Raw genomic sequence first — 18,930 nt, 5'->3', positions numbered from 1 at the left:
GTCGGCCAGACATCAACCATGTAGGACATGCCATGCAGCTCACCATCGCCCAGCGCCTAGACCGCCTCAAGGTACGCACCGCCGAGCTCAGCCATTGGCGCGAGCGCGCTGTACTTGCGATCGACAATTGGACGTTCGAGGGCGAGGACATCGCCGTTGGTGAAGCGTGGCCGCATCGCAAAGGTTTGGTGCATTTCGCCTCGCAAGCGAAGGTGCCTCGTGACTGGCCTCTTGAGGAAACCCGCCTGCAGCTTGATCTCGGCGGCGAAAGCCTCATCACGCTCGCTTACGAAGGAGGCGAAAGCGAGAGCTTCGGCCTTGATCCCTACCACCAGGAATTCCCGCTCAAGGGCCGCAATCTCTCGATCGCGACGGACAGCGTTGCCCGCTTTCCATTCGGCGAACCGAACCGCCAGCCGAAGTTAAACCGGGCGCAGCTCGCCTGGCTGGATATTCCCGTGCACCGGCTGCACCTTTTGCTGCGGCAGATAGTAGAGGCAATCGAAGCGCTTGATGATCATGATGTGGTGCCGCATCTGCTCGACGCCACAGAGATGGCGCTGCGCAGCCTGGACTGGCCTTCCGCCACGGCTTCGTATGTGTCTCGCACGGCAAACGCGGAATGGCAGCAAAAGATCTGGGAATTGCCCGAGCTGGTCGCAAACCCGCCGGGCCTATCCGAGGACGAGCGCGCGACGGTCGTTGCTGCCTATGACGGCCTGATCGTCCGTCTGAAGACGCTGCAGGAGCGCTATCCGCAAAACGGCGAATTGCTGTTGACCGGCCATGCCCATATCGATCTTGCCTGGCTGTGGCCCTACGACGAGACGCGCCGCAAGATGCGCCGGACCTTTCATACGGCGCTGTCCTTGATGAACCGCTCGCCCGATTTCCGCTTCAACCAGTCGACGGCGCATTATTATGCGCAGATGGAGGCTGACGATCCGCAACTGCTTGCGCGCATCAAGGAAAAGGTGGCCGATGGCTCTTGGGAAGTGATCGGCGGCATGTGGGTGGAGCCGGACACGAACATGCCGACGGGGGAAAGCCTGGTGCGGCAGATCCTTTACGGCCAGCGCTATTTCGAAAAGACCTTCGGTGCCCGTCACACGGTGTGCTGGCTGCCGGATTGCTTCGGCTTTTCCGGCGCCTTGCCGCAATTGCTGCGCCAGGGCGGTATCGAGAGTTTCTTCACCATCAAGGTCAATTGGAGCGAGACCAACCGGTTCCCGTACGATCTCTTCTGGTGGGAAGGTCTGGATGGCAGCCGGGTGCTGGCGCATACCTTCGACAATCCGATGCAGGGCTATAACGGCTTTGTCCAGCCGGATTGCCTCACGCCGACCTGGAAGAACTTCCGGGCGAAAACGCTGCACGATATCTCGCTGCTTGCGGTCGGCTATGGTGATGGCGGCGGCGGCGTGACTCCGGAAATGGTTGAGCGGGAAGTGCAGTTGCGCGATTTCCCTGCCATTCCGAAGGCGCGTTGGTGCAAGGTCGCCGATTTCTTTGAAAGCGCACATCGAACCGCCAAGGAAAAACGCCTTCCGACCTGGTCCGGCGAAATCTATCTTGAGCTGCATCGCGCAACCCTGACCAGCCAGAGCGGCGTCAAACGGCTGCACCGCAGAGCGGAGAGGGCACTGATCACGGCGGAAACCCTGGCATCGATCGCCCATATGATCGGGGGAGCCGCACCGCAGAGCCTGGAAGCCGACTGGCGCGTGACCTTGAAGAACGAGTTTCACGATATCCTGCCGGGATCGAGCATCAACGAGGTCTATCAGGACGCCGAGCGTGAACTTTTTGGTGTCATCGATCATGCCAAGACGGCTCAAAAGGACGCTATGGGTGCCATTGTTTCGGCTCTGCCGAAAGGCGGCATTGCAGACGCTCTCGTTGTCGTCAATCCATCGCTGGATGCCCGGCCATTGCGTGCGGTCCTAGCTGGCGGCACGATCCTTTCCACCAGCGATTTAATCTCGCCGCTTGCCATCCATGTCTTCGACCGAGCCGCATTGAAGCCGGCCGGCGGTTTGCGCGCCGAAGCGAGGCGGCTGGAAAACGAACATCTCGCCGTTACCATCGGCGTCGATGGGGCTGTTCAGAGCCTCGTGCACAAGGCGACCGGCCGCGAGGCTTTGGCGGGATCCGCCAATCAGCTCTGTGTCTATCCGGTCGACAAGCCGCGCAACTGGGATGCCTGGGATATCGACGCCGACTATCCGGAAAAGGGTATCCGTCTCGACAAGCCGGAAAGCATCGAGCTTGTCGAAAACAGTCCGGATCGGGCCGCGATCAAGGTCGTCCATCGCTATCGCGATTCCAGTGTCGTGCAGCATTATGTGCTGACGGCCAATGCGAGGCGGCTGGACATAGAGACCGAAATCGACTGGCATGATCGCCGCACCTTGCTGCGCTCACTAAGCCCGGTCGCGACGCGGGCCCGCACCGCCACGTTCGAATGCGCCTATGGTGTCGTCAGCCGTCCGACGCACACCAATACGAGCTGGGATGCCGCGATGTTCGAGGCGGTCGCCCATCGCTTCATCGATCTCAGCGAGCCGGATTTCGGCGTTGCTTTGCTCAACGACGCGAAATACGGCCACAGCGCCCGCGGCAACGTGCTCGGTATCAGCCTCGTGCGCGGACCCATCTATCCCGATCCGCTGGCGGACGAGGGCGTGCAACGCTTCACCTACGCATTGCTGCCGCACGCTGGCGAATGGCATTCCGGTGGCGTGCGCGAGGAAGCCGACGACCTAAACCAGCCTTTGATCGTCACGGCGGCCACTAATCTTGCGGAGGCGACGCTCACGCCGATCGCCGTGACCGGCACACCGGTCGCGCTTTCAGCCATCAAGCCGGCTGAGGATGGCGACGGTCTCGTGCTGCGCGTATACGAACCGGCCGGCCGGCGCGGCGGACTTGCCGTTAGGCCAACAAACGGCTGGGCAGTCAGCGAGGCCGTCAATCTGATGGAGGAACCAGCCCAACGCGATGCGGGTCCCGATATCCTGCCCTTCGAGGTCAGAAGCTGGAAGGTGAAACGGGCGTGATGGCTGCGCCGATCTGGATGGTCGAATAGGGACAACCGGCGCTCTACGGCGAGGATTTACACCTTCAGGAATTGCGAGGATTTATCGAAGCTTAGGCCTGGGAAGATCTTCGAGCTGAGGTCGTCGGCACCGAGGTCGAACTGTCGGTAGAGCATCGCGGCCGCGATCTCGCGCACATCTGCGGTGGGCATCAGATCGCGGTCCTCGAAGAGCTGTTCGTCTTTAATTCCCGGCCACTTGCCCAGCACACGGCCGCCATTGATGGCGCCGCCCGCCAGTAGGCAACAACCACCGGTGCCATGATCCGTGCCGCCGGAGCCGTTCTGGCGGACGGTGCGGCCGAATTCGGTCATCGCCAGAACCACCGTCGTCTTCCATGCATCCGGGCCGAGCGTATTCTTCAATGTCAGTACCGCTTGCGTCAGGTCGCCAGCCGCTTTCCGGAACTGCGCTGCCTGCTGCACATGGGTGTCCCAGCCGTTGATGGAGAAGCTGGCAATGCGGTATTCGCGCAGCAGCATCTTGGCGGCAAGCGCCGCAACATCGGCTATCTGCTCGCCGCGTTTGGTGCCCGGTGCCTCGCCCATCTTCGCCGATTGGTCGGCGCGTCTTGCCTCGTCCATCGCCTTGGCGAAAGCTGGATCGTTGGCATAAAGGCGTGTCAGGAACTGCATCTCGTCCGCACCCATAGCCAAGCCGGAATCCGAGGCCCAGACGTCGACCACATTGGGGCCGGACAGGATCAATTCGGTCGAGGTGTTGATGTCGATCGCCTTGTGCGCCGTCGAGCGCGCGATGCTCCCGAGTGCGCGGTTCAGCCATCCCGTCCTTTCTTCGGCGACGTGACCGCCGCCCGATTCCAGCATGTCCTGGCCGTCGAAATGGCTGCGGGCGTCGCGATAGGGCGTCGAGACGGCATGGACGAAGGCTAACTCCCTGGCTTTCCACAGCGGCAGCAGATCCGCGGCGGCCGGATGCAGGCCGAAGAAGCCGTCGAGATCGACGAGCCCCTTGTCGGGAGCAAGAGCGATATCCGGCCGTAAGCCGGCGAAGGATGCTTCCCCATAGGGCTGCACCAGATCGAGCCCATCCATGGCGCCGCGCAAGACGATGGTGACGAAACGGTTGTCTCCGGGCATGGCTGCGAAGGTTACCGGCGTAAAGATCGGTGCAGCCGCGAGACAACAGGCGGAAGCGAGGAAACCGCGGCGGGAAAGCGAGAAGGGTTTGTCGTCTGCCATGGGAACACTCCTCGCTCTAGCGACGATTGAATTCGGGCGAAGCGAGCGCCAGCGTCAGGCCCGTCATCTTGTTCGGCGCTTGCGATACGATCCGGATCGTGTCATCGCGAGCCGCATCCGCCAGCGTCTCGTTGAGAAACTGCCTCGGATCATTCTGCTTGCCATAACGACCGATTGCGCGCCGGGCCCAGGAAATCCGTTCGGAAAGCTCGCCAGCATTGATCCAGGCATCGAAACCCTCGGGAAAGCCGGCCGGGCTGGGTGGCCTCCAGACCGGCTGCCCCATGCGCTGCAACGCGTAGACGCCGAGACCGCGCGGCACGTAGAAAGTCGCGTCGATTGCGGCCCGCCGGCGCTTTGCCTCCTGCGGATCCGGCGGATCGGTTGCTTTGTCGGGTGTGACGGAGCTATTACCTAGCATGGGCGGATTGTCGTCGGCCATCGCTTGGCCGGCACCCTCGTCATCGGCGAGCGGATCGACGACCGCACCTGCCGCCGCATTCCTCGGAAGATCGAGCGCCCGCAGGCCGGCCACGACAAAGTCGAAAGGTTGCCGGGCTTTGCTTCCTTCATTCGTCCAGGCGGCCGGATGATCGAGCATCGCGCCATAGACCGCCATCAGGTCGCCATCCGTCTTCCGCCAAGCCTGGGTCATCGCGTCGATCATCGCTTCCGGCGGCGTGTCGGAAATAAAATGGAGCGCGAGTTTGCGGCTGATGTGCGCCGCCGTTTTCGGGTTCAACGCCAGATCGTCCAGCATCTGCAGACAATCCCGCTCCGACCGCTGCGTTCGGCCATAGTTGACACCCAGCACCTGATGGCTGCCGGGTTCGGCAACGGCCTTGCGGAAATCCACCTCGACCGACTGCCGGTCGACTGTAATGCCCGTCAGTACCATCGCGGCGGATCGCACATCATCCTGCGTATAGCCGCTGCCGGCGCCGAGGGTATGCAACTCCAGCAGTTCGCGGGCGAGATTCTCGTTGAGTCCCTTGTTGCGTTTGATGCCGGCGGGAGAATTGGGGCCGAGCGATTGCGTCTGATCGAGATAGATCAGCATTGCCGGATGTTGGGTGGCGCTGCGCAGCAAATCCGGAAATGTCCCGCCGATACGGGGCCGGATCGCCTCGGCCTCGGAGAGGGGAACGATGAGCTTCATCGGCTGAGCCTTGTCGACGCTCACCGAAAAATGGTTCGTCCAGAAGACGGCCAGCCGTTCGTAAAAACCGTTCGACGAGAAGATCGCCTGAGCGATGCGCGCATCGGCATCGCGCTGATAGCTCTGCTGAAGTTCCTTGTAGATTGCCTTCTGTTCATCGCGCTTGGCGTCATCATCGATGTCGCTGCTTCGGATGTCGCGCAGACGGTCGGCCACATTGCGGATCGCCTGGCGGCGCGCCTCGATGCCGCCTACCGGAAAGAGGCAATTGCCCTCACCGATCCGCATCGGATTGAGCAACGCATCCCTGTCGGCGGGCGGCGTTTCACCGGGTCGAAAACCGTAGCCGAACCGTAGTGCCGCCATCGTCTGAAATGAAAGGCTCATCGCTTGTCACCGCATCACCGATCGGGTGATACGCTCGCAGGCAATTGTGTCAGGAACGTTCGGAAATTGTGGCGTTTTTCCGACATGGACGATTTGTAATCCCCCTTGCAGAAAGCCTCGTCTTCGGACTATCGTCCAGGCCGTAACTGCTTCAAGGGGCTGTCGGGGAGTGGGTTGGATCAGTTTGCCGCAGGCATCCCGATCCGTCCTAATTCCTCCCTAATTTCTCTTCTATGTTGAGAAGCGGAAAAGAGGTGAGCGATGGTCAAATTTATTCATCGGAACATGGCGCTTTTGGTGGCGTTGGTCATGACTGCGCTCGCCATAGCCGGATACAACACAATTTCCCTGCTGGTGAGACATCACCATGCCGCGCTGCACGACATCCGTCATGTGATCTCAGTGCTTGTTCTCTTCGGGATCTTTTATCTTGTCGTGCGCTATATTCAGGCCTTGCCAGAAGAAGCTGACTAGAATTCCGCAGAAGTCAAATTGACAACGTCTCAGAACGAGACTGCGAGACGATCTCGTGATCCAAGGCTTTTCTCTGCGACGGAGCTAAAGTGCCACGGTCGGCAACCGCGTGCGATTGCCGACCTTAGCATATTCGCGATCAGGCCGCCTGACGGGCCTTCGACGGGCGCGTGGCGGCTGCCTTCTCGACCATGGCGGTGACTTCGGCGCGGCGAGCACCGGACAGCGGCAGACGCGGCATGCGAACGCGCTCGGAGCCACGGCCCATGATCTGCTCGGCAAGCTTAATCGATTGGACGAGATCATGCTCGGCATCCAGATGCAGGAGCGGCATGAACCAGCGATAGATCCGGCGTGCCTCTTCCCAGTCGCCGCGCTTGGCGGCGGCAACGAGCTGTACGGATTCTTCCGGGAAGGCGCTGGTGAGGCCGGAAACCCAGCCCTTGGCACCGAGCATCAGCCCTTCGAGCGCAACATCGTCAAGACCGGCGAAGATGTCGAAGCGGTCGCCGAAGGTATTGATGAGGTCGGTAAAGCGGCGCGGATCCGGCGCGCTTTCCTTGACGGCCTTGATGTTCGGCACCTCGGCGAGGGCCTGCAGCACGTCGGCGCCAATATTGACGCGATAGGCCGGCGGGTTGTTGTAGAGCATGATCGGCAGCGAAGTGGCTTCCGCCACGGTGCGGAAATGCGCGATCAGCTCCTCGGGCTTCGGAACATAGACCATGGCCGGCAGGAGCATCAGGCCATCGGCACCGAGCTTCTCGGCGTCGCGCGCATAGGCGACGGCACGGCGCGTATCGAATTCGGAAACGCCGGTGACGACCGGAACCCGGCCGTTCACCACCTCGACGGCAGCCTTCAGGATCGTGCGCTTCTCTTCCGGGTCCAGCGAATTGTTCTCGCCGCAGGTTCCCATGACGATCAGGCCGTTGACGCCGTCGTTGACGAGTGCGTCCTGGACGCGCTGCGTCGCAGCGAGATCCACTGAAAGATCTTCGTTGAATTGGGTCGTTACGGCGGGGAATACGCCCTTCCATCCTGTCGTCATTTTGGATCCTCGATTGAAAGTGCTTGCGTTATATACAAATTGTCGACAAGACTCAAGCAGGGATCGTCGAACGGCAAATATGGATCGATGGCCTGCTGTTGCTGAAAATTGGCAGGACGAAATAATAAGGCATTTCCCAAGAAGGATATCCAATGCGCAACGAGGCGGAGAATGTGCGGGTGCGGGGCTCGGGCACGCAGAGCGTCTATGCCGCCCTGCGTCGGGAAATCCTGTCGATGGCGCTGGAGCCGGGAAGCCCGCTCGACGAAGTCCGGCTTTCCGAACGCTTCAAGATGTCAAGAACACCGATCCGCGAGGCGCTGCTTCGGCTTGCCGCCGAGGGGTTGGTGACGACGCTGCCCAACCGCAACACCATCGTCGCAACGATCGATTTTGCCAGCCTGCCCACCTATTTCGAGGCGCTCACGTTGATGTATCGCGTGACAACGCGCGGGGCCGCGGGGCGGAAGGATGCCGAAATCATGCAGCGCGTGCGCGCCCGGCAGCAGGAATTTGCCGACGCGGTGGCTGCCCGCGATGCTTTCGGCATGATCGAGGCGAACCGTGAATTCCATGTCGCCATCGCCGAACTTGCCGGCAATTCCTATTACACCACGTTCTTTGCACGGCTTCTGGACGAGGGCCGGCGCATCCTGCGTCTTTATTATTCGACTTTCGATGATCGCCTGCCGCGTCAGTATGTGGACGAGCACGAGGAAATAATCGCCGCGATCGAGACCGGCGATGTCGAGCGCGCCGACCGGCTGGCGATCGACCATGCCGCGCAGATCGTGCGCCAGATTCAGGAATACATCGCCCGCGACCTCGATCGTCCGCTTGCGATCGAGATCACATGAGGCATTCCCAATCGAGAAACTGCCGACAACCGCGTTAATATCGATTCAACAACCGGCATCGGTCGCATAAGAGCCGAGCGCAACAGGAACTGGAAAGCAAGATGACATGGTCGCATCCCGTCCCCCGGATCACCAATGACGAGAGGCAGCTCCGGCTGGCACGCCTAAGAGAGGCGCTGGAGGCGAACGGAATTGGCGGCATGCTGCTCGGCTCGACGGAAAGCCTGCGCTATTTCACCGGTCTCGTCTGGCATCCGAGCGAACGATTCCTTGGCGCGCTCGTCACGCCGGCCGCACTTTATTATATCGTTCCGGGTTTCGAGCGCAGCCGCGTCGAAACGCTGCCGCATCTGCCTGGCAAGATCGTGGTGTGGGAGGAGGAAGAGAACAGTGCCGGGCTCGTATCACACCTGCTGGGTCAAGCCGGTACGCTTGCACTCGACGACGAACTGCCGCTTTTCTGCTACCATAGGCTCGCCGCGGAGTTCGGCGCCGAAAGATTGCAGGACGGCGGCCAGATCCTCAGAAGTCTGAGGCGCGTCAAATCTCCGGCCGAGATCGCGCTCATTCAATACGCCATGAACCTGACGCTCGATATTCAGAAGCAGGCGCATGCGCTGATGAAGCCAGGTACCAGGGCTTCAGAGGTCGTGGACTTTATCGACAGACGGCATCGACAGGTCGGGGCAGATGGCGGGTCGACCTTCTGTATCGTTTCCTTCGGAGCGGCGACCTCTCTGCCGCACGGCGCCGAGGGTGATCAGATACTTGCGGCAGGCGATGTCGTGCTTGTCGATACCGGTTGCCAGATCGACGGCTATCATTCCGATGTCACCCGGACCTATATGCTCGAAAGCGGCAACCGCGAATTCGAAGCGGCTTGGGCGATCGAACGGGAGGCGCAGCAAGCAGTCTTCGATGCTGCGAAGCTCGGCGCACCCTGTTCGAGCCTCGACGATGCCGCGCGCGGGGTGCTTTCAAAACATGCCCTTGGCCCGGATTACCGCCTGCCTGGGCTACCCCACCGCGCCGGTCACGGCCTCGGTCTGCAGATTCATGAAGAGCCCTATATCATGCGCGGCAACGGAACGCCGCTTGCCATCGGCATGTGCTTTTCCAACGAGCCCATGATCGTCTTTCCAGACAAATTCGGTATTCGATTGGAAGACCATATCTACATGACGGCGGATGGGCCGCATTGGTTCACCAACCCCGCCAAAGGACCGACCGAGCCGTTTTCTTAGGTTCACGAAACGCATTCGGTAAGCCGGCGGGCACAACACGCCTTCGACTCGTAAGCTTCTTACAACTTTCGATTAGAAGTCCGCGCGCCTGCGGAACCAAATCCGTGTTTCCGTAGTTTACGGGAGCGGCTCGAAGACCGGGAATGGCATCAGTGAAAGCATGGTTCGCATATTGGATGCATTTGGTCGTCGATGCAGTCAGAAGTGCGGAGGGCGGCTTGTTGGGATTTGAAAAGATTACGCGCGATTTTTCTGGCCGAAGAAAGGTCGAAAGTGAGCTCCGGCGGAGTGAGGAGCAGTTTCGCATTCTCGTTCAGGGGGTCGCAGATTACGCCATCTATATGCTTGATCCCCAAGGGTATGTCTCCAGTTGGAACCTCGGTGCGCAGCGCATCAAGGGCTACACGCAGCAGGAAATCCTCGGTCAGCACTTTTCCCGCTTCTATACGGAGGAAGACCGCGCGACGAAGCTTCCCTGGAATGCGCTCGATATCGCCGCCAAGGAGGGCCGGTTCGAACACGAAGGCTGGAGAGTGCGAAAGGACGGATCACGCTTCTGGGCTAGCGTTGTCATCGATGCTCTTCGTGATGATGATGGATCGCTGCTGGGGTTTGCGAAGGTCACTCGCGATATCACCGAAAAGAAGGAGGCCCAGCGCAAGCTGGAGCAGGTGCGGGAAGAGCTGTTCCAGGCGCAAAAAATGGAAGCCGTCGGCCAACTGACAGGGGGGATGGCCCATGACTTCAACAATTTATTGATGGCCGTTCTCGGGAGCCTGGAAATCGTGCGCAAACGGATCGCTGACAATCCCGATATCATTCCATTGATCGACAATGCCATTCAAGGCGCACAGCGCGGTGCAGCGCTCACCCAGCGCATGCTTGCCTTCTCACGGCGTCAGGAACTCAAGATCGAGTCGCTCGACGTGCTCGAACTCGTTCGCAATATGACTGGCCTGCTGCAGCGCACGATAGATCCGTCGATGATGATCGAAACGCATTTTCCCCTCAGTCTTCCGAGGGTGACATCCGATCAGAACCAGCTTGAAAACGCCCTTTTGAATCTCGTCGTGAATGCGCGGGACGCTATGCCAAAGGGCGGATTGCTGGTTATTGCCGCTGAACTTCGCAAAATCGCCGGGGGCGAAGCGGACGGACCGAAAGCAGGGTCCTATGTGTGTCTCTCCGTCAAGGACGAGGGTGAGGGAATGGACGACGCCACGCTCGCCAATGCAACCACACCGTTCTTCACCACCAAGGGCGTCGGCAAGGGAACAGGCCTCGGACTGCCGATGGTCGAAGGATTGATGGCGCAGTCTGGAGGCAAGCTGATCTTGAAGTCGCGCAGGGGCGAGGGAACGACTGCCGAGCTCTGGCTTCCCATCGCGGCGGAATGGGAGATAAAGAAGGAAGAGCCGATGGAAGCAGCGCCTGCAAATGGAGGCTTGTTCAATATCCTGGCCGTGGACGACGACGCGCTCGTCCTGATGAATACGGCCCTCATGTTGGAGGATCTCGGCCATACCGTGCTGCAGGCGCATTCAGGGGAAGAGGCGCTGAAGCTGCTGGAGGATCGCAACGACATCCATCTCGTCATCACCGATCACGCCATGCCCAGGATGACGGGCTCTCAGCTCGCTGCGGCGATCGCCGAGCGGCTGCCGGGTTTGCCGGTCGTCCTTGCCACCGGCTATGCCGAACTTCCGGCCGGCAGCAACAACGATCTGCTCCGACTGCCGAAGCCATTCAACCAGAGCCAGCTTGCTGCCGTGATTGCCAAAGCTCTCCCGGCGGCACCGGCTACCGGGGTTATGACTGCGGCCGGCCAGGCATAGGCATCGCCGAGCCAACGTCGGTCTGCTCACGCGTGTCCGTAGGTGAGCTTCGGATACCAGTCCCTTGCCCGTCCCTCGGGCGTCATATCGAGGATCGTCCAGAGCGGCATAAGATCCGGGGCGCCGCGTGGATCCTGGCCGGGATCGGCGGTCACCGGGCCCATTTCCTCACTCCAGAAGTGCCGGATCGTTCCATCTCTGCGGGTAAAGACATTGACGGCGGCGTTGTCGTTGCCGTTGGCCCCGAGCGCGCGGTAATCGCGGCTATATTCTCCGGTCGGGTCGCAATAGAGCGGTAAATTCTGCCAGCGGCGCTCCGTCCTGAAATCAAGCAGCCTTTCGATCGGGGACCGAGCCACCACGGCAATGGCCATTCGCTGTTCGATATCGAGGATTTCGCCCTCCAGCGCGGAAAGAAATGAAGTGCACATGGGGCAGGGCCGCGCCCGTTCCGGGCCGAACATATAGCTGTAGATCAGCAGGGTTTCCTTATCGTCGAACAAATCCTCAAGACCGACCGGACCGTCAGGGCTGATGAACTGGTAACGCTTCTTCACCATGCCGCCCGGCGGTAGTGCGCGCCGTTGCGCGGCGACTCGCTCTATATGACGCCGAAGTTCAATTTCCTCCGCCAGCAGGGCGTTTCGTGCCTGCCGGTATTCATTGCTCTCGTTGGGAAATCTGGCACCGTTTCTCTGCGCCAGTTCTGCCGCAGGCGTATATCCATCTTCGTTGATCATGATGTCCTCCCTATGCGATCCATGAGCCGATACTTAGTCGTATGGCACTCTTGGAATTCGACTTGACGCCGGAGAAAACCCGATTGCCGATCGAAAGTTCCAGCATTCGGCGGGCCATTGGATCGATAGGAATCACTGAGCGGCGGAGCGGACCCTCGTGGTGTCATCCCATTCGACATCCGATGATTCCTCGTTCTCGAGCATCGGCGCGTCCATGACATAAAGATAGCCGTCGAGCATGTCGCAGGCGCGCTCGGTGGCGTCTATCTTTGCCTCTGTTTCGCTGATCGCAGACGCGATGGCCTTGATGCGGGCACGCAGCATATGGCCGACGACATCCTTGCCGGGGCGTTTTCCGAGACGATCCAGATGAAGGCGGATGCGGTCGGAATGACGCTCCAGTTCGCTTTTGCTGAAGTGCGCCTTGCGGATTTCTTCCAAGAGGCTGGTGCGCATGTGTGCGACCGGATCGAAGGTGCCGGGTTCGCGCTCGTCCAGAACCATATCGGTGATGAGCTTCTCGATCGCGACCAGCGCCTGCAAATCGACGGAGTCGGTCAGTTCGACGTCATAGCCGGTATCGTCGAACAGCTTGCGGCGCACCGGGTCCAAAAGCAGCTCGTAAGCCTTCTGAAGCTGCCCGAAGGCATCGACGTCGCCGCCGGAATCCGGATGCGCCGACTTCGCCCGCTTGCGATAGGCGGTCTTGATCTGCTCTTCGCTCGCATCGCGTCCAATGCCGAGAATATCGTATGGATCGGTCACTCCAACTCCTGCTGCCGCTCAGCCCCGTCCAAAGTCCTGAAGCTCTTATGCCGTCGATGATGTCGGCAGAACGCGAGCCTGCCGTAGGACAATTCCTGTCCGTCCCGTTCTTCTTTATCATCACCTAGGCAGAGTTTGGACAAAAACTGTCATGACGCGATGCAGAAACGTCACTCCTGTTGAAAGCCGCAGGTTTTTGGAGGATTTAAGCCCGTTCGCGCATCACGCGTGTCATTTCGTCCGCCGGAATGGGTCTGCTGAACAGATATCCTTGAATGGCATGGCATCCGGCGCGCGACAGAAAGCGGGCCTGCTCTTCCGTCTCCACGCCTTCCGCAATCACGTCGAGTTCCAGCGATCGTGCAAGCGAGACGATCGCGGATGTGATCGCCATGTCATCGGCGTCGTCCGGAATATCGGCGATAAAAGACCGGTCGATCTTGAGGCGAGACAATGGAAAGCGTTTCAAGGTGCTCAGGCTGGAATAGCCCGTACCAAAATCGTCGATAGCGAGACTGACGCCGAGGGCGTTGAGTTCGTGCATTTTCATGATCGCCCCCTGCACGTCGCGCATCAGAAGGCTCTCAGTGACCTCGATTTCCAGCCACTGCGGATCAAGACCACTCTCGGCAAGGGCCGCGGCCACCTGTCGGGTCATGCCCTGTTCCTGGAACTGCCGCGCCGACATATTGACGCCGATCTTCACCGGAGGCAGCCCCTGTTCCTGCCATTTTTTCGCCTGGCCGCAGGCTTTGCGCAGGACAGCCTCCCCGATCGGAACGATGAGGCCGGACTCCTCGGCGAGCGGAATGAAGTCGCCGGGGAACACGAGCCCGTCGGTCGGATGATTCCAGCGCACGAGCGCCTCCACGCCGATAATTTCGCCGGAACTCATGTCTTTTTGCGGCTGGAAATGCAGGACGAACTCATCGCGTTCGACGGCACGTCTAAGTTCTTCCGAACGTCCGAGCTTCTGTCGTGCACTCTCCGCCATTGCCGGATCGAACACCTGGATACTGTTCCGGCCGTTCTCCTTGGCGCGATACATCGCCATGTCCGCGTTGGCGAACAATTCCGTGGCCGTCTTGCCGTGTACTGCAAAGCAGGCCATTCCAATGCTGCATGTGAGCTGCAGGTCCATTCCAGCCAAAGTCAGCGGCCGTGCGACGGCCTCGCGAATGCGCGCCAGCCACGAGACGAAGTCTTCGTCGGTCTGTTCAAGCGCCAGAATGAACTCGTCGCCGCCGATGCGCGATATCATGTCGCCTTGCCCGATCTCCGCGGAGATCCGTTTTGCGACGATCTTCAGCAACTCGTCGCCGGCGGCATGCCCGAGGCTGTCGTTCACGAGTTTGAAGTTGTCGATGTCGAGGAATACGACCGCGACTTGCCTCGACGTTCTGTTTGCTCGCCGCAGCATATCATCGAGCTTCCGGTCGAGCAGGGTGCGGTTCGGCAATCCGGTCAGGGCATCGTGCTCGGCAAGAAAGGTGATGCGCTCAGCGTCGTAGTGGCGATCGATCGCAATGCCGACCGTTTGTGCGACCCCCGTCAGGAACTCCCACACGCTCGCTTCATGGCTGGAGGATACTTTGACGGCAAGTGCGCCGTGCTGTCCGCCGTCACCTGACGAGATCGAAAATCGGCGCCATGATGCCGGATTGTCGAGGATTTCCGCTGGCAAGATCGAAGCGACGCGGGCAGATGGCGACGCCGCCGCAATGTAAAACTCCTGGGCGCGTTCATCGTGCAAGAGTAAAGCGGCAGCGGTACCCGGGATGACTTCTTCGAGCAGATCGGCGACGTCACTGAGGAAGGGGTCAAGACGTATTCCCTTGGCGACTGCCTTGAGAAGCTGCGCCTGGGCTTTCATCAGGCTTTCGCCGCGTTTGCGCGCCGTGATGTCCCGTGATGCCCCAACGACGCCGATTACCTTTCCAGTCTTGTCCCTGAGAGGAACGCGCGACATCATCAGCCAGCCGTTGCCTCTGAGACGGCGCTCCTCGAACCCGAGATCAGGTTCACCGCTCTCCATGACGTGTCGCTCGATGGCAGCGATGGCCTCGGCCGCCGCGGAAGGATGAATGTCGTAATCGGTCAGACCGACCATGTCCTCGACGCGCTCAAGCCCATTGTTCAGGACGATGGCTCTGTTGGCGAACAGGAAGCGGCCTTCCAAATCCTTGGCATAGATATAATCGGGCACATGGTTGATCATGGCCTCGAGCCAGTCATAACGCTCGGCGAGACTGGGCTCATGGGATTGCTGAAGCCCCTCCGTCATCCCCCCACGCGCAACCGGCTCTTCAGCATCCGCTGATACCGCCCTCACAACCTGTTCGCCAACTGCCGCCTTGCGCATGTTTCCCTCACAATCCACGCTATGCCACAGTGTGAGTAATTCGTTATGTATCAGTGAAAGGCGGGTTGCGCGAGTGCGGCATGTCAGCCTTCTGTGGCGACATCGTAAATCAGTGGTTGACGATTGTATCTTCGGTCAGGATTCCCTTCCTCTATGATAAGCTGCGAACACCGCTGCGGCGTCGCCGGGGATGCGGTGTTTTGCGGATTGCGGGCGCTATCGCGCCCGACAGACATGCCTGCGCCTCGCCTCCCATGACGGAGACGAGGCGCTCTTGCTTTTCAGAAAATATTTAGGCAGCCGAGAAAGGCACCGCCACGAAGGTCTTGTCGCTGCCGCGTTCGACCAGCAGCAGGACCGACTTGCGGCCCGCCTTGCCGGCTTGCGTCACCGCGTTCTGAACATCGTGGGCACTGTGAACCGGCTGATCGTTGACCGAGACGATAATGTCGCCGGTCTGGATGCCGGCAGCGGCAGCCGGCTTGTCCGGATTGACGCTCGCGACGACGGCGCCTTCGACACCTTGCGGAAGGTTGAGTTGCTCGCGCAGATCGGGCGTCAGATTGGCGAGGCCGACGCCGATGCTCGGTTGATCGGACGGTTGGACCTTGCCGTCGCCGCTGTCGTTGGCAGCCTGCTTGCTGTCGTCATTGCCGCCAATCGTGACGTTCACATCCATGCTCTTGCCATTGCGCCAGACCGTGAGCGACCGCTTGTCCCCCGGCGAGAGATCGGCAACGAGCCGCGACAGATCCTTGGGCGTTTTGACGGTCTCGCTGCCGACCGCAGTGACGATATCGCCGGTCTTGAGGCCAGCCCGGGCAGCCGGCGTTCCGTCATTGACACTGGCGATCAAGGCACCCTGCGGCTGCGAGAGGCCAACGGCATCGGCGACATCGGCGGTCACCGGCTGAATGGCGACGCCGAGATAGCCGTGATCGATCGAGCCGTTCTTTTCAAGCTTGGCGACGATCGCCTTGGCTTCGTCCGACGGAATGGCGAAACCGACGCCGACGCTGCCGCCATTCGGCGAATAGATGGCGGTGTTGATGCCGACGACATTGCCCTCACGGTCGACCAGCGGGCCGCCGGAGTTGCCGTGATTGATCGGAGCGTCGATCTGGATGAAATCGTCATAGGGGCCGCTGTGCAGGTCGCGGCCGCGAGCCGAAACGATACCGGCGGTAACGGTCGTACCGATGCCGAAGGGATTGCCGATCGCCAGGATCTGATCGCCGAGCTTCAGCTTGTCGGAATCGCCCCAAGCGATGGTGGCGAGCGGCTTCGGCGCCTTGACCTTGAGCACCGCGAGATCGGACTTGGCGTCGGCGCCGAGAAGCTTGGCCGGCAATTCGGTACCGTCGTCAAGCGTTACCTTAATGTCGGTGGCATTTTGAATGACGTGATTGTTGGTGACGATAATGCCGTCCGGGCTGACGATGAAGCCGGAACCGAGCGCCATAGCGCGCTGGGACGGACGATGCTGTGGCGTCTGTTGATGCGGGAACGGTATGCCCTGGTTCTCGAAGAATTGACGGAATTGCTCATCCATCGGCGAGTCGCCGACATCCGCGCCGGTATCGGTGGCTTTCATTGTGGTGGTGATGGTGACGACCGCCGGCTTGTCGGCATCGACGATCGGCGCAAAGGAGCCGGCGGGTGCAATGATGCCGCTAGGTTCGGCGGCGGCCACGGCAGCGGGAGTACTGAAGGCGAAGGGCAGGGCGCCTGCGCCGACGATGATGGCCGCTCCGACGATGGCTGCGGCGCGATGCTTGCGAAGTAGAGTTGACATGGCAAATGTCCCTTACGAGATCGTTGCGATATGGCGTCTTGGGTCCATGTCGGGAACCAGGCGTCGAACGGAGTGCCGTTCTATTCTTTCTCAGGACTGCGATTATTCGAAGTTACTGCAGAATTTGCAGTAGAAAGAAGAACTGGCGCTGTTAATTAATATGTCCCGCCTGTCGAATTTTACAAATTAAATATTGATCATGTTAATATTGCAATTCTGTAAGAAATTACCGAAATTTAATGTTGGAATGCCTGAATTTCTTCACGTTTATTGTTTAGCGGCCTCCGCCTGAGGCCAGCGCTTCAAGGCTTCCGAACCGAGTTCGGTCAGAGCGTAAATGCCGCGGTCGAGGCGTTCAAACCAGCCATAGACGTTGTGGCGCAGGATCTTGGCAGCTTCAGGAGCATTGGCGCGAATATCCCTGGGGCGCTGCTGCCCGTTCTGGATCGCCATCGCACAGGCAAGGGCCTGCTGGCGATAGGCGGTCATGATCGGCGCGCGCGTGCTGCCGCCGAGCGCGGGATCGCCCTTACGTCGCTTGTGTTCCTCAACAAGACGTGATCGCCGGCGGATATTCTTGCGCGGCATCGGCGCGACCGGGCTGACGACGATGTCGACGGTGCCGTTGTCGGAGACGGCCAGCATGCCGAAACCGAGCCGGCGGCAGAGATCGCGAAATCGGCGGTCACTTTCTCGGCCTTTCCCCTTCGCCGAGACGCGGGCGGCGATCCAAACCTCATCGCTTGCCGCCGCACGATCGACCGCCTGCAGCACGAGTTCGAGATTAAAGGTCAGCTTCAATTCACAGATGACCACGACGGGTGGCTCATCGTTGCTCAGGCCGACAAGATCGCAACTGCCGATTTCGCCCTTTACCGTGTAGCCGGCGGCTTCCAGGAAATTCTTGATCGGAAGATAAAGCGCCGTCTCCAAGTCCTGCCCTCTGCTTATCTGATGGTCAGCACTGTTTTACGTGATTCGCGATGCCAGAAAGTCGATAAAGGCGCGGATGCGGGCGGCAAGATAATCATGCCCGGCATAAACGGCATGGATCAGTTCGATATCTCCCGCATTGAAATCCTCCAGCACCGGCACCAACGCGCCGGCTTCGATATCGGGCTGCACATGAAAATTTCCGACGCGGGCAAGACCAAGACCGGCGAGACAAAGGCTGCGCACCGTCGGCCCATTATTGGCCTGCAGATTGCCGTAGACCGGCTTGACGAACTCCGATCCGATGGCGGGATCGCGAAAGGGCCAGCCTTCGGCAGTCGGGCGAAAATTGAAGGTCAGGCAGTTGTGGTGGTCGAGATCCTCCGGTGTTGTTGGCATGCCGTATTTTGCGACATAAGCCGGTGAAGCAACGATGACGCGTCGTCTTTCAAGCAGCTTGCGCGCTTTCAGCGAACTGTCGCGCAATGGTCCGACGCGAATGGCGACATCGGCGCGTTCGCCGACGATATCGATGATGCTGTCGCTGAGCGAAATATCGAGTTCGATCTCCGGATAGAGCGCCAGGAAGTCCGGAATGAGCGGTACGATGCAGCGCACGCCGATGGCAACGGAGGCGCTGACGCGCAGAGGCCCGCGCGGGGTCGCGGCACCCCCGGCAGTCACCATTCGTTCCGTCTCCTGTATTTCTGCGAGGATACGTTGAGCGCGCTCGAGATAGACCTCTCCCTCCGCAGTCAATTGCAACGAGCGCGTGGTGCGCACGAGAAGGCGGGTGCCGAGCCGATCCTCGAGGCGTGTGACGAGCTTGCTGACGGCCGAAGGCGACAGGCGCAATTTCCGTCCCGCCGCCGAGAAGCTGCGAAGCTCGGCGACCTGCGCGAAGACGTCCATTTCACCGGCTCGATTGTCCACCGCTTCCTCAATCTTTGAATTCACTTCACAAGTGTTGAGTTTATATAGCCAATTATCGATCGAATGTCTTGGGGCCATATTCCGTCCGAACAAGA

At 60.1% G+C, this 18,930-nt stretch carries 13 protein-coding genes and 1 pseudogene; 5 read left to right on the top strand and 9 right to left on the bottom strand.

The annotated features are described in order from the left end of the window. The first annotated feature begins 32 nt into the window (after positions 1-32). Entirely contained in the window at positions 33-3,059 is a 3,027-nt protein-coding gene (locus K290_RS0101450) for an alpha-mannosidase (RefSeq protein ID WP_028750220.1), read from the top strand. 56 nt (positions 3,060-3,115) lie between these two features. On the opposite strand, the gene K290_RS0101445 is transcribed toward K290_RS0101450, so the two are convergent. Both K290_RS0101445 and K290_RS0101440 read right to left on the bottom strand, forming a co-directional pair. Further along, positions 3,116-4,300 (bottom strand): DUF1501 domain-containing protein, encoded by a 1,185-nt coding sequence (locus K290_RS0101445; protein ID WP_028750219.1) that lies wholly within the window; start codon positions 4,298-4,300, stop codon positions 3,116-3,118. Between the two features lie 16 nt (positions 4,301-4,316). Then, positions 4,317-5,846, bottom strand: coding sequence for a DUF1800 domain-containing protein (locus K290_RS0101440; protein WP_028750218.1), 1,530 nt, complete (start codon positions 5,844-5,846; stop codon positions 4,317-4,319). 261 nt (positions 5,847-6,107) lie between these two features. On the opposite strand from K290_RS0101440, the gene K290_RS0101435 reads away from it, so the two are divergent. Beyond that, the gene (locus K290_RS0101435) at positions 6,108-6,320 is read left to right on the top strand and encodes a hypothetical protein (protein ID WP_028750217.1); all 213 of its coding nucleotides are present in this window, start codon (positions 6,108-6,110) and stop codon (positions 6,318-6,320) included. Between the two features lie 139 nt (positions 6,321-6,459). Here K290_RS0101435 and K290_RS0101430 read toward each other — a convergent pair whose 3' ends face one another. After that, positions 6,460-7,371, bottom strand: coding sequence for a dihydrodipicolinate synthase family protein (locus K290_RS0101430; protein ID WP_028750216.1), 912 nt, complete (start codon positions 7,369-7,371; stop codon positions 6,460-6,462). A 152-nt stretch (positions 7,372-7,523) separates the two neighbouring features. Between K290_RS0101430 and K290_RS0101425 the strand changes: the two genes are divergently transcribed. The 3 genes and pseudogenes from K290_RS0101425 to K290_RS33635 all read left to right on the top strand — a co-directional run. After that, positions 7,524-8,228: a GntR family transcriptional regulator gene (locus K290_RS0101425; RefSeq protein ID WP_028750215.1), complete on the top strand. Its 705-nt coding sequence runs from the start codon at positions 7,524-7,526 to the stop codon at positions 8,226-8,228. Between the two features lie 101 nt (positions 8,229-8,329). After that, complete coding sequence (locus tag K290_RS0101420) at positions 8,330-9,472, top strand: M24 family metallopeptidase (protein WP_028750214.1); 1,143 nt, start codon at positions 8,330-8,332, stop codon at positions 9,470-9,472. Positions 9,473-9,642: 170 nt separating this feature from the next. Beyond that, positions 9,643-11,307 (top strand): annotated as a pseudogene (locus K290_RS33635) (PAS domain S-box protein); the annotation flags it as partial. Positions 11,308-11,333: 26 nt separating this feature from the next. Here K290_RS33635 and K290_RS0101410 read toward each other — a convergent pair. The 6 genes from K290_RS0101410 to K290_RS0101385 all read right to left on the bottom strand — a co-directional run bounded on the left by K290_RS0101410 (position 11,334) and on the right by K290_RS0101385 (position 18,835). Beyond that, positions 11,334-12,047: a DUF899 family protein gene (locus K290_RS0101410; protein WP_028750213.1), complete on the bottom strand. Its 714-nt coding sequence runs from the start codon at positions 12,045-12,047 to the stop codon at positions 11,334-11,336. Between the two features lie 132 nt (positions 12,048-12,179). Further along, the gene (locus K290_RS0101405) at positions 12,180-12,812 is read right to left on the bottom strand and encodes a J domain-containing protein (RefSeq protein ID WP_028750212.1); all 633 of its coding nucleotides are present in this window, start codon (positions 12,810-12,812) and stop codon (positions 12,180-12,182) included. A gap of 205 nt (positions 12,813-13,017) precedes the next feature. Continuing rightward, the gene (locus tag K290_RS0101400; RefSeq protein ID WP_028750211.1) at positions 13,018-15,174 is read right to left on the bottom strand and encodes a putative bifunctional diguanylate cyclase/phosphodiesterase; all 2,157 of its coding nucleotides are present in this window, start codon (positions 15,172-15,174) and stop codon (positions 13,018-13,020) included. 292 nt (positions 15,175-15,466) lie between these two features. After that, on the bottom strand, positions 15,467-16,969 hold the full coding sequence (locus K290_RS0101395) for a DegQ family serine endoprotease (RefSeq protein WP_028750210.1): 1,503 nt from the start codon (positions 16,967-16,969) through the stop codon (positions 15,467-15,469). Positions 16,970-17,236: 267 nt separating this feature from the next. Beyond that, the gene (locus tag K290_RS0101390; RefSeq protein ID WP_028750209.1) at positions 17,237-17,902 is read right to left on the bottom strand and encodes a DUF2161 domain-containing phosphodiesterase; all 666 of its coding nucleotides are present in this window, start codon (positions 17,900-17,902) and stop codon (positions 17,237-17,239) included. Between the two features lie 36 nt (positions 17,903-17,938). Beyond that, positions 17,939-18,835 (bottom strand): LysR family transcriptional regulator, encoded by an 897-nt coding sequence (locus tag K290_RS0101385; protein WP_028750208.1) that lies wholly within the window; start codon positions 18,833-18,835, stop codon positions 17,939-17,941. Positions 18,836-18,930 lie beyond the last annotated feature (95 nt).

The organism is Rhizobium leucaenae USDA 9039 (assembly GCF_000426285.1).
Taxonomy (GTDB): domain Bacteria; phylum Pseudomonadota; class Alphaproteobacteria; order Rhizobiales; family Rhizobiaceae; genus Rhizobium; species Rhizobium leucaenae.
Note: the sequence above shows the minus strand (reverse complement) of the source record. Positions and strands in the feature narration are given on the sequence as shown.